This window comes from Pseudomonas sp. 5Vm1k (genome assembly GCF_056161485.1).
On sequence record NZ_JBSPCZ010000029.1, the window covers coordinates 53,198 to 64,483 of the forward strand.

At 58.1% G+C, this 11,286-nt stretch carries 11 protein-coding genes and 1 tRNA gene; 10 read left to right on the top strand and 2 right to left on the bottom strand.

Annotation, left to right across the window (positions count from 1 at the left end; translation table 11 throughout):
* Positions 1–17: 17 nt before the first annotated feature.
* Together gabP and ACWIKB_RS31875 are read right to left on the bottom strand one after the other, a co-directional pair.
* Entirely contained in the window at positions 18–1,409 is a 1,392-nt protein-coding gene (gabP, locus tag ACWIKB_RS31870; protein ID WP_475271401.1) for a GABA permease, read from the bottom strand.
* 176 nt (positions 1,410–1,585) lie between these two features.
* Positions 1,586–1,846: a hypothetical protein gene (locus ACWIKB_RS31875; RefSeq protein WP_475271402.1), complete on the bottom strand. Its 261-nt coding sequence runs from the start codon at positions 1,844–1,846 to the stop codon at positions 1,586–1,588.
* Between the two features lie 114 nt (positions 1,847–1,960).
* Here ACWIKB_RS31875 and ACWIKB_RS31880 point away from each other — a divergent pair, with 114 nt between their 5' ends.
* From ACWIKB_RS31880 to ACWIKB_RS31925, 10 genes are all read left to right on the top strand, one after another.
* Positions 1,961–2,734, top strand: a complete 774-nt coding sequence (locus tag ACWIKB_RS31880; RefSeq protein ID WP_027922189.1) for an ABC transporter ATP-binding protein — start codon at positions 1,961–1,963, stop codon at positions 2,732–2,734.
* Between the two features lie 13 nt (positions 2,735–2,747).
* Complete coding sequence (locus tag ACWIKB_RS31885) at positions 2,748–3,494, top strand: ABC transporter substrate-binding protein (RefSeq protein WP_475271403.1); 747 nt, start codon at positions 2,748–2,750, stop codon at positions 3,492–3,494.
* 77 nt (positions 3,495–3,571) lie between these two features.
* Positions 3,572–4,267, top strand: a complete 696-nt coding sequence (locus ACWIKB_RS31890; RefSeq protein WP_475271404.1) for an ABC transporter permease — start codon at positions 3,572–3,574, stop codon at positions 4,265–4,267.
* Positions 4,264–4,953 carry an ABC transporter permease gene (locus tag ACWIKB_RS31895; protein ID WP_123511247.1) on the top strand — a complete coding sequence of 230 codons (690 nt, stop codon included), beginning with the start codon at positions 4,264–4,266 and terminating at the stop codon, positions 4,951–4,953. Before ACWIKB_RS31890 ends, ACWIKB_RS31895 begins: the two co-directional genes overlap by 4 nt.
* Positions 4,934–6,166 (top strand): methyltransferase, encoded by a 1,233-nt coding sequence (locus ACWIKB_RS31900; protein WP_475271405.1) that lies wholly within the window; start codon positions 4,934–4,936, stop codon positions 6,164–6,166. Before ACWIKB_RS31895 ends, ACWIKB_RS31900 begins: the two co-directional genes overlap by 20 nt.
* Before the next feature lie 332 nt (positions 6,167–6,498).
* Positions 6,499–7,323 carry an FkbM family methyltransferase gene (locus ACWIKB_RS31905; protein ID WP_475271406.1) on the top strand — a complete coding sequence of 275 codons (825 nt, stop codon included), beginning with the start codon at positions 6,499–6,501 and terminating at the stop codon, positions 7,321–7,323.
* Positions 7,324–7,401: 78 nt separating this feature from the next.
* Positions 7,402–7,477, top strand: a tRNA-Thr gene (locus ACWIKB_RS31910).
* A gap of 164 nt (positions 7,478–7,641) precedes the next feature.
* Positions 7,642–8,970, top strand: a complete 1,329-nt coding sequence (locus ACWIKB_RS31915; protein WP_475271407.1) for a tyrosine-type recombinase/integrase — start codon at positions 7,642–7,644, stop codon at positions 8,968–8,970.
* 902 nt (positions 8,971–9,872) lie between these two features.
* Positions 9,873–10,853, top strand: a complete 981-nt coding sequence (locus ACWIKB_RS31920; protein WP_475271408.1) for an integrase domain-containing protein — start codon at positions 9,873–9,875, stop codon at positions 10,851–10,853.
* The gene (locus tag ACWIKB_RS31925; RefSeq protein ID WP_475271409.1) at positions 10,850–11,125 is read left to right on the top strand and encodes a hypothetical protein; all 276 of its coding nucleotides are present in this window, start codon (positions 10,850–10,852) and stop codon (positions 11,123–11,125) included. The genes ACWIKB_RS31920 and ACWIKB_RS31925 overlap by 4 nt, the downstream gene beginning before the upstream one ends.
* Positions 11,126–11,286 lie beyond the last annotated feature (161 nt).

Sequence of the window (11,286 nt, forward strand, 5' to 3'; positions counted from 1 at the left end):
GCATTACCCGGTGTGAATCAGTTCAGCACCACCGCACCAAGCTTCTGTTGCTTGCGACGACGGGCTACGAACAACCCGACCGCCACTACCAGCAAACTCAGGAACCCGGTCGCGAGGATTTCCACGCGGTGGGCTTCCTGGAACAGCATGATGGTCAGGGCCGCGACGATGAAAATGATCACCGCGTAGGTCAGGCCCGGGAACAGCCACATGCTGAAGGCGATTTTTTCGCCGCGGGCCATGCGCTGCTTACGCATACGCAGTTGCGAGATCGCGATCACCAGGTACACCAGCAGCGCGATGGCGCCGGAGGTGGCCAACAGGAAGTCGAACACGGCGGCAGGGGCCACGTAGTTGGCGAACACTGCCAGGAACGCAGCAGCGGTGGACAGGATCACAGCCCAGTACGGCGTGCCGCTTTTGTTGGTGCGCTGGGAAACGGCCGGTGCATCACCGCGTTTGCCCAGGGAGAACATCATCCGCGAAGCGGTGTACAGCGCCGAGTTCAGGCAGCTGGTCACTGCAACCAGAACCACAATGTCGACGATCAGTTTGGCATTCGGGATGCCCATGCGTTCAAGCACGGTCTGATAGGAACCGACAGCGGCCAGAACCGGGTCATTCCATGGCACCAGGGCCACGACGATGAAGATCGACACGAGGTAGAACAAGCCGATCCGCCAGATCACCGAGTTGGTGGCCTTGGAGATTTGTTGGCCAGGGTTCTTCGATTCGGCGGCCGCGATGGTCACGATCTCGGTGCCCATGAAGGAGAACATGGTGGTCAGGATCGCGCCCAACACTGCGCCCATGCCGTTTGGCAGGAAGCCTTGGGTATCGAACAGATGCGAAACGCCGCTGACCTGGCTGTTCGGCAGGAAGCCGAAAATCGCCATGATGCCGAGGCCAATAAAGCCAATGATCGCGATGACTTTAACCAGGGCGAACCAGAATTCGAACTCACCGTAGTTCTTCACGCTGAACAGGTTGGTCACCGTCAGCAGCAATGTGATGACCAGGGTGAACGCCCAGATCGCCACGTTCGGGAACCAGGCGTGCAGGATGGTCGCGGCGGCGTTGGCCTCCAGCGGAATCACCAACACCCAGAACCACCAGTACAACCAGCCGATGGTGAAACCGGCCCAGTGACCAATCGCGCGATCGGCGTATGTCGAGAAGGAGCCAGTGTCCGGCGAGGCAACGGCCATTTCGCCGAGCATGCGCATCACTAGCACGACCAAAGCGCCGGCGGCGGCGTAGGCCAGCAGCACGGCTGGACCGGCAGCGGCAATGGCATGACCCGAGCCGACGAACAGCCCGGCGCCGATAACCCCGGCGATCGATAACATGGTCACATGACGCGGTTTGAGCCCCTGTTCGAGGCCATTAGAGCTTTGGGTGCTGCTCATTGAAACTACCTTTGCAAAGAAAGCGATTCAGTCCACCGCGTCTGGCATTTCTTTCTCGTAAAAAGAATCCAACGGGGCGTTCCGTATTCTGCACGCAATAATTGCGCCAAAATGTTACAGACTCCCCAGAACCGCGGCTCTCCGCCTGACCGGGCAGTCATCGCAAGTCATTGAGATTAATGGCAATTCGCCAGAGCGTTACCCAGCGACCCACTTGTAGAACGAATCAGCGCACCAGAAACACACTGAAAAAATGCGGGATGCACAATAAAAGTGCAGATCAGGAACGTTTGGCCGGTTAGCGCTTCCAACACCCCGCCAAAGCTGGCAACATCGCGCCTTTTTTTACGTGACACCCGCCGGGCAACTGCTTCAAACGGCTGTTCGGTTGATAGCAGCGCGACAGACTGCTGTACCGATGCGACAACCTGCCACATGCCATCCGTTTACCGCCCGTAGCGCTGTTGGCTGCCATTCGAACGCTATGCTAGCTTGGCCGCCTCGCCAGGAAGGCCGCCAACAGCAGGAGCGAAACACTATGAGGAACGCACATGGCTGAGGCCACGCCCGCGCTTGAAATCCGCAACTTGCACAAACGCTACGGACAGCTTGAGGTGCTCAAAGGCATCTCGCTGACCGCCCGCGACGGCGATGTGATCTCGATCCTGGGTTCCTCCGGTTCCGGCAAGTCCACGTTCCTGCGCTGCATCAACCTGCTGGAAAACCCGCACCAGGGACAAATCCTGGTAGCCGGCGAAGAACTCAAACTCAAAGCCGCGAAGAACGGCGAACTGGTTGCCGCCGACGGCAAACAGATCAATCGCCTGCGCAGCGAGATCGGTTTTGTGTTTCAAAACTTTAATCTGTGGCCGCACATGAGCGTGCTCGACAACATCATCGAAGCCCCGCGTCGGGTACTCGGCCAGAGTAAAGCCGAAGCCATCGAAGTCGCCGAAGCCTTGCTGGCCAAGGTCGGCATCGCTGACAAGCGTCACGCCTACCCGGCGCAACTGTCCGGCGGCCAGCAACAACGGGCGGCGATTGCCCGCACGTTGGCGATGCAGCCCAAGGTGATCCTGTTCGACGAACCGACTTCTGCCCTTGACCCGGAAATGGTCCAGGAAGTACTTAATGTCATCCGCGCACTGGCCGAAGAAGGCCGCACCATGTTGCTGGTTACCCACGAAATGGGTTTTGCCCGTCAGGTGTCCAGCGAAGTGGTGTTCCTCCACCAGGGCCTGGTAGAAGAACAAGGATCGCCACAGCAGGTGTTCGACAACCCGCTTTCGGCGCGCTGCAAACAATTCATGTCCAGCAACCGCTAACGGAGCTACCCGCATGCAGAACTACAAAAGAATCTTCCTGGCGGCTGCCGTCACCCTGGCGTTTAGCGCCGGTGCCGTCGCCGAGACCTTGAAGATGGGCATCGAAGCGGCCTACCCGCCGTTCAACAACAAAGATGCCAGTGGCAATGTCGTCGGCTTCGACAAAGAAATCGGCGACGCCCTGTGCGCCAAGATGAAAGTCGATTGCACCGTGGTTACGTCCGACTGGGATGGCATCATTCCGGCCCTGAACGCCAAGAAGTTCGACTTCCTGATTTCCTCGATGTCGATCACTGACGAGCGTAAGCAAGCAGTGGACTTCACCGACCCGTACTACTCCAACAAACTGCAATTCATCGCCAAGAAAGACGTCGACTTCAAAACCGACAAGGACTCCCTGAAAGGCAAAGTGATCGGCGCACAACGTGCGACCCTCGCCGGTACCTGGATGGAAGACCACATGGAAGGCGTTGAAACAAAACTCTACGACACCCAGGAAAATGCCTATCTCGACCTGACTTCCGGTCGTCTTGACGGCATCCTGGCCGACAAGTACGTCAACTACGAGTGGCTGAAAAGCGACGCCGGCCGCCCTTACGAATTCAAGGGCGACCCAGTGGAAGAAAGCGACAAGATCGGTATCGCTGTACGTCTAGGCGACCCTCTGCGCGCGAAGCTGAACCTCGCCCTGAAAGAAATCGTTGAAGACGGCACCTACAAGAAGATCAACGACAAGTACTTCCCGTTCAGCATCTATTGATTCTGACCTGCCTGACCGGCGCCGTTCGCTGACGGCGCCAGTCCTTGGCATTGCCTGCCGCGATTGAAAAGAAATCCATGATTATCGACCTCTACGGATTCGGCCCGGCGCTCGCCGCTGGCGCGCTGATGACTGTGAAACTGGCACTCTCGGCCTTGTGCCTGGGGCTGGTACTCGGTCTGCTCGGCGCCTTGGCCAAGACTTCCCCGCACAAGCCGTTGCAATGGCTGGGCGGCACTTATTCGACGCTGGTTCGCGGCATCCCGGAATTGCTCTGGGTGCTGTTGATCTACTTCGGCACCGTCAATTTGATGCGTGCCCTGGGCGAGTTTTTCGGCAATCCCGATCTCTCACTCAGCGCCTTCGCCGCGGGCGTAATCGCGCTGGGCCTGTGCTTCGGCGCCTACGCCACTGAAGTGTTTCGCGGCGCGATTCTGGCGATCCCCAAAGGTCACCGTGAAGCCGGCGTGGCCCTGGGCCTGTCGAAATTTCGCATCTTCACCCGACTGATCATGCCGCAGATGTGGCGCATCGCCCTGCCGGGCCTGGGCAACCTGTTCATGATCCTGATGAAAGACACCGCGCTGGTGTCGGTGATCGGCCTGGAAGAAATCATGCGTCACGCGCAAATCGGCGTGACCGTGTCCAAACAGCCATTCACCTTCTTTATGGTGGCGGCGTTCATGTACCTGGGCCTGACCATCCTGGCCATGACCGGCATGTACTTTCTGGAACGACGCGCCGCTCGCGGCTTTGCGAGGAGCGCCTCATGAACTGGGAAGTCATCATCAAGTGGCTGCCAAAACTGGCCCAAGGCGCAACATTGACCCTGGAACTGGTGGCCATTGCTGTGATCGCCGGTTTGCTGCTGGCGATTCCGCTGGGCATCGCGCGCTCGTCGCGACGCTGGTACGTGCGGTCATTGCCCTACGCGTACATCTTCTTTTTCCGTGGCACGCCTTTGCTGGTTCAACTGTTCCTCGTCTATTACGGCCTGGCGCAGTTCGATGCGGTGCGTAACAGCTCGATGTGGCCCTACCTGCGCGATCCGTTCTGGTGCGCCACGGCGACCATGACCTTGCACACGGCGGCTTATATAGCCGAGATCCTGCGTGGCGCGATCCAGGCGATTCCACCGGGCGAGATTGAAGCGGCGCGGGCGCTGGGCATGTCCCGGCCCAAAGCGCTGTTCTATATCATCCTGCCCCGTGCTGCGCGTATCGGCCTGCCGGCCTACAGCAACGAAGTGATCCTGATGCTCAAGGCCAGCGCCCTGGCCAGCACCGTGACTTTGCTGGAACTGACCGGCATGGCCCGTACCATCATTGCTCGCACCTACCTGCCGGTGGAGATCTTCTTCGCGGCGGGCATGTTCTATCTATTGATGGCTTACGTGCTGGTTCGCGGCTTCAAGCTGCTGGAGCGCTGGTTGCGCGTCGATGCCTGCCAAGGGCGTTGATTCTTCCTACGTGCTGACGGGCGAGGCCCTACTCGCCCGTTTCACCGCGCTGGATGCTTTTCTGATTGAGCATCAGGCGCTGTGGAAGCCTCGACCGTTTACTCATCTGCAACTTCCCTGGGAAGCGTCCTACCCGTCGTTATCTTTATGGCTACGTGGGCGGTCGCTGGAGGATGCGGAAAACAGCCATAACCAACCTTGCTTGCTGGATGCGCCGGAGCCGTTTGCTTCATTGGCGGCGTTGTCCCTTGAGCTGAGTTCGGTGGGTGAGTTGCCAGCTCATGCCCTTGAAGCGGCAGGACATCGGCTGAACGTCGATGTGCCGGGGCGCAAGTGGCAGCAGATCGAGGCGTTTGCCAGTCGCCTACGGTTTGCTGAAGCGCCGAAGCATTGGCTGGATTGGTGTTCGGGCAAAGGGCACTTGGGCCGACGTCTGTTGCAAACCGGGCAACAACTGACCTGTTTGGAATACGACCCTTCTTTGGTGTTGAGCGGCCAGGTACTCAGCCAGCATCACCATTTGCATGCGTTGCATGTTGAGCAAGATGTACTCGCGCCGGGCACTTCTGCTTTATTAAGCGCTGATCACACCCCGGTCGCGCTGCACGCCTGCGGTGACCTGCATGTACGGTTGATCCAGCTCGCCAGCGCCGTCGGTTGCAAACAAATGGCCGTTGCGCCTTGCTGCTACAACCGGATCAGTCGGGCAACCTATGAGGCGCTTTCCTCGGAAGGTTCGCGATCCGGCCTACAGCTGTCCCTCGAAGATCTCGCATTACCGATGAGCGAAACCGTCACCGCGGGCGCTCGAGTCCGCCGTCAGCGCGACACGTCCATGGCTCGACGCCTTGGCTTCGACCTGCTGCAACGGCAACTGCGGGGCATCGACGAATACCTGCCAACGCCCTCCCTGCCCAGCGCCTGGCTGGATAAACCCTTCGCCGACTACTGCCATCATTTGGCCGCACTGAAGGACTTATCCACAATCGGCCCGCAGGATTGGCCGGCGCTTGAAGCGGCCGGTTGGCAGCGACTGGCTGAAGTGCGCAATCTGGAGCTGCTGCGTGGCCTTTTCCGACGCCCATTGGAGCTGTGGTTGGTACTGGATCGGGCACTTTTCCTGATCGAGCAGGGTTATACCGTTCGTCTTGGCACCTTCTGTGAAACCCCGCTCACACCGCGCAACTTACTGCTCCTGGCCGAACGCACTTAAACAGTCCCAGCCTGTGGATAACTCTGTTGATGAAATTCTCATGGATCCAATAAATGCGCTGTTTCGTGACTGAAACACAACTGTTCATTTTTCGTACACACAAATAAAAAACCCTAAAAACAGGGATTTGCGAACAAATGAGAACGAGTCCACAAAAGCGGCGTTGATTAAGCTTGGAGGACGCCCAATTGTGCATAAGCATTCAATCAAAAGGACATAACCGCCGAATCCCGGACGCCTTGGACGGAAAATTGCGCCCGGCAATCGCCCTTGTTATACAAGAAGCCAAGGACGCCACTAGCGCGACCACGAATAACTGACAGGAAGCCACAGTGACCTTCATTTCTTACGCACAGAATTTCGAAGACATCCGCCTGTGGCGTGTCCTCAAACAGTTCGAAAACGGCTTCTACATCGACGTCGGTGCCAACGACCCCACCCACGACTCCGTCACCAAAGCCTTCTACGACCGTGGCTGGAGCGGCATCAACGTCGAGCCGATGCAAACCTACTACGACGCCCTGTGCCAACAACGCCCCAACGACACCAACCTGCAATGCGTAGCCAGTGACAGCGCCGACGAACTCACCCTCTATGGCATCCCCGGCACCGGCCTCTCCACCGTCGACCCGGCCACCGCCCAGGAACGCACAGCCCTGGGCATGGACATCCAGCGCCAAACCGTCAAAGCCCGCACCCTCACCTCCATCTGCGAGCAATACGCTCAAGATCGCCCCATCCACTTCCTGAAAATCGACGTCGAAGGCCACGAAGAAACCGTCCTGCGCGGCATGAACTTCGCCACCTGGCGCCCCTGGATCATCCTCATCGAAACCCCATGGGCCCGCGACCACACGTGGGAACACCTCGTCACCGACGCCGGCTACGAGGCCGTCCTGTTCGACGGCATCAACACCTGGTTCCTGGCCAACGAACACCTGAACCTCAAACCCGCCTTCGACATCCCACCGTGCAACCTCGACAACTTTCAACTGTGCCAGGGGCATGCGCTCAGCCACCCCGTCAGCGCCACCGAACAGCAACTCGCCATCGCCCTACAACGGGCAGAACTGGCGGAAGCGCAGCTGCGTGCGATGCAAAATAGCCGAGGCTGGCGCACCCTTCAGAAACTCAGAAAAGCGCTGGTTCGCGGGTAACCTGAGGGTCGAGTAAAAATAGTCTGAATTCAGGGGTTTACAGAACCAACCCAATCGCTATAATCGTCGCCCTAACACGCCGGTATAGCTCAGTTGGTAGAGCAACTGACTTGTAATCAGTAGGTCCCGGGTTCGACTCCTGGTGCCGGCACCACATTAGGCTCCATTGCATTCCACCGAATGCTCTGGAAGCCCCGAAAACCCGCCATTTGGCGGGTTTTTTCGTTCCAGGACCCTCTGTCGGGATCCAACAAAATCCCCCTTCCCCAAGGGTATGTTAGGGGTACTGCGATTTCCCGGTCAGGAGCGCGTACCCCTATGCCACGTCTTGCGATCCCCCTCAGCGACCTGCAATGCCGCACCGCCAAAACCCGCGAACGCGCCTACAAACTGTTCGACGGCGGAGGCATGTACCTTTTCGTCAAACCCAATGGCGTGAAGACCTGGCGCTTGAAGTACACCAAGCCCAACGGCAAGGAAGGTACGCTCATCATCGGCAATTACCCCATCGTTACCCTTTCCGTCGCACGACGTAAGCGAGACGAAGCCAAGGCGTTGCTGCTCGACAACCTCGACCCAATGGAAGAAAAGAAGAAGGCCAAGATCGTAGCCCAACGGGCGGCACTGCTTTTCGAAACCGTTGCTCTGGAGTGGCACGCCGACATGTCCCGTCGCTGGACCGAAGGACACGCAAAAACCGTGATGAGCCGACTGCGCACCCACGTCTTCCCGCTGATCGGCCAACGCCCCATCGCCGAACTCAATACCCACGACCTGCTAGAGATCACCCAGCGCATCAAGGAACGCGGCACCATGGATGTGGCGTTAAGGGTACAGAACTACTTATCCACCATCATGCGCGGGGCCAAAAGGGCTCGGCAGATCACCATGAATCCTGCCCTCGATCTGGCAGGCTCGATTCACGCGCCGCGCACAGTCCATCGCCCGGCCCTCTCCCTCAACCGCCTACCCGAACTGCTGCACCGTATCGACAACTACAACGGCCGCGAACTGACGCGCCTCGCCGTCCTGTTGACGTTGCATGTATTCGTCCGCTCCAGCGAGCTGCGCTTCGCTCGATGGAGTGAGTTCGACCTCCAACGCGCCATGTGGGAAATCCCCGATACTCGCGCACCGATTGAAGGGGTACGCAACTCCACACGCGGGACCAAGATGAACGGCGACATTCAAATGGTTCCGTTATCGCCGCAGGTCATCGAAATACTGGAGCGCCTGCGCAGCTTCAGTCGCTTTTCAGAGTTGGTGCTACCGGGCGACCACAAGTACTGGAAGCCCATGTCCGAGAACACAGTGAACACCATGCTCCGCAACGTCGGCTATGACACCAGCAAGGACGTGTGCGGCCACGGCTTTAGGACCATGGCCTGTAGCGCCCTGCTGGAGTCCGGGTTATGGACCGACGCAGCCATCGAACGGCAAATGAGTCATAAGGAACGCAACCGCGTGCGCGCCGCGTATATCCACAAAGCTGAATTTCTGGAGCAGCGCCGGCTGATCATGGCGTGGTGGAGCAACTACATTGATGCCAATCGCAGCGGCCATGTAACGCCTCACGAATTCGCTCACCCAGTCGGCAACAACATCACCGCCCTACAAAATAGCCGTGGCGCATCCAAACGTGGGTAAGCCAATGAGATCACCGCAGTCCGCCCTTCCACGCGGGTCCATCCAAGCGGGGCTGCAAAGCCGCCCTGCTTGGATGGACCTCATTTAAAAAATCTAAAGCCCATACAGCTGTCTGTGGAAAACCACTGATTTCCACCGGTGGATAATTTCATCCACAGCCGCAGAACTCCCGAAAATTGGAGTCTTGACCCGAATTATCCACAGGCGTAGAAAAGATCGGGCAAAGCGCTGTCGCCGACAGCAACCCAGGTAGCCAGAACCTTTAAGGCTACGCCACACGGTGGTGGTTCTCCCAAAGTGCGATTAGCGTCCGGCGGCTCGCACGGTCACTGCGATGTGATGGATGCCTACTTTTTCCAGTGTGCCCACTGCGGCAACTCATCCCCTTTCATAGCTGCCCTGCAGCAACCTATCCGCTTGGCCATTCCCGTGCGCCAACCTGCGCCCGTCTCTTTCTCCCAGAAAGAGACGGGCGCTCCTACCGCTGCTGCAGCCCAACTCGTACAAGGCTTTGCGGCATTCCCCCTCGTGACAATCGGCGTGACAAACACCGAAGTCACCAGCAACAGCGATGCAGATGATGGTGCCGCAGCCCACGGAATGGACTGCACCTGACTGACAGTCAGGCATGCCCCGGTCATCGCATCCCTGCCTTCATCCGACTCAGGATCTCGCGGCGCTAGTTTCGTCAGCCAGTGTAGCCTCCACCCGCCCACCTCTATCGGTGTTCAGGAGGCCAGATCATGAGGTGCCCAAGCTCCCGGTCGTAAGGAGCCGCCAGCCCCGCGTTAGTGGACAACCCTCACAGGTCGCAGGGGCCTTGATCCCTGATAACACTCAACATTCTTGGCGGGATGACGTGGGGAAAGTTTTAAAGTTTTGGCTTCGAGAGGAGTTCGATCATGGCACTGATGGGCAGGCGAGATGGACGCAATTTTGGCTATGGCCGGCAACTAAGCTATGCCGGGCCGCAAGCGCTGAAAGATCTGTTTGGCGGCGGGCATTACGGGACGGTCAAAGCGCACAGTGATCGCTGGCAGGCGTTTGTTCGGTGGTGTCGATCTGAGGATGGACCAGGATTTAACGATGCACGACAAATTGATCGGCAGACCTTGCTGGACTACGCCAGATATCTGCGTCAGCAAGTTGAACAAAGCGCTATAGGCATCGCCACCGCGCAAAACCGAGTGTCCAGCGTGAACCGAACCATGGCCGCGCTTCGCGGTGATCAGTCCGTGAAAGTACCGAGCCCAAGCAAGGCGTTGGGAATGCAGCGGGCCAGTGTTCGTCGCTCAGTGCCGCAAGGCCAAGACCGCGAACACGTGAAGCGGATCGTAGAGGTGCTTTGCGCACACCAGCAGCCGCGTGCCGCGGCCATCGCTCAGTTAGCGCGAGCCACCGGCATGCGTCTACGTGAGGCCATTTTAGCCGACCTTCCGCGCCTAAAGCGTGAGGCCGAACAATACGGCAAGATCAACATTCAGGACGGCACCAAAGGTGGCCGCTCGGGTGCGTCAGCTCCTCGTTGGATTACGGTAGATGATCATATTCGTGATGTGCTGAGGTTTGCCGATCAGGTCTCGCCCGACGGTAGCCGCAACCTACTTGCACCGCACGAAAGCTACCTCGATTTCCAACAGAGAATCGTCCGCCCCTCACGAAACATCCTCAATAAGCACCACCTCAAAGGTTTCCACGAGTTGCGGGCGGCCTATGCATGCGAACGCTACGAGCAAATCACCCATCATCCTGCGCCCATCAACGGTGGCCATTGCGATCAGCTTAACCGACACCTAAATCAGGAGGCCCGAGCACAAATCAGCTATGAACTGGGGCACGGTCGTATCGACGTAGTTTCGGCTTACATCGGGGGCCCAGCATGAGTAAGGTATTCGATATGGAACTGTTCCTGGCTGGAGTCCTGACCGGATCGCACACCACCCGCCAACGCCACCTGCGTCAGGCGAAGGCTATCCAAACAGCTATCGCTGAACGCTGGCAACGCGACAATCCATGGACTTGGCAGAGAAAACACCTTGCGTGGTTTTTGAATCACCACCTAAACCAGCACACTGAATCGACGCGCTATTACTATTTGCTGACCATACAATTGGTCACGACTCGCTTAGGAAAATCCTGGCAGCTCAACGACTAGGCGAAGGTCAGCAACTAACCCAAGCTGTGTGAAAATGCCGCTAGTGTGCTGTTCTCTAAATAATTTACCCATTAGCCTATGAGCCCATTGCCTCACGGGCGCGCTGGATTTTGTTCAAGATATCTTCGCCTTTGGCGTTCCAGACATAGCGAGTCGGTTGC

Bases quoted from the DNA above. Each gene is read 5' to 3' on its own strand.
- ACWIKB_RS31900 (WP_475271405.1), top strand. From the start codon at position 4,934: ATGCCTGCCAAGGGCGTTGATTCTTCCTACGTGCTGACGGGCGAGGCC.
- ACWIKB_RS31890 (WP_475271404.1), top strand. From the start codon at position 3,572: ATGATTATCGACCTCTACGGATTCGGCCCGGCGCTCGCCGCTGGCGCG.
- ACWIKB_RS31915 (WP_475271407.1), top strand. From the start codon at position 7,642: ATGCCACGTCTTGCGATCCCCCTCAGCGACCTGCAATGCCGCACCGCC.
- ACWIKB_RS31880 (WP_027922189.1), top strand. From the start codon at position 1,961: ATGGCTGAGGCCACGCCCGCGCTTGAAATCCGCAACTTGCACAAACGC.
- ACWIKB_RS31925 (WP_475271409.1), top strand. From the start codon at position 10,850: ATGAGTAAGGTATTCGATATGGAACTGTTCCTGGCTGGAGTCCTGACC.
- ACWIKB_RS31885 (WP_475271403.1), top strand. From the start codon at position 2,748: ATGCAGAACTACAAAAGAATCTTCCTGGCGGCTGCCGTCACCCTGGCG.
- gabP (WP_475271401.1), bottom strand. From the start codon at position 1,409: ATGAGCAGCACCCAAAGCTCTAATGGCCTCGAACAGGGGCTCAAACCG.
- ACWIKB_RS31875 (WP_475271402.1), bottom strand. From the start codon at position 1,846: ATGTGGCAGGTTGTCGCATCGGTACAGCAGTCTGTCGCGCTGCTATCA.
- ACWIKB_RS31920 (WP_475271408.1), top strand. From the start codon at position 9,873: ATGGCACTGATGGGCAGGCGAGATGGACGCAATTTTGGCTATGGCCGG.
- ACWIKB_RS31895 (WP_123511247.1), top strand. From the start codon at position 4,264: ATGAACTGGGAAGTCATCATCAAGTGGCTGCCAAAACTGGCCCAAGGC.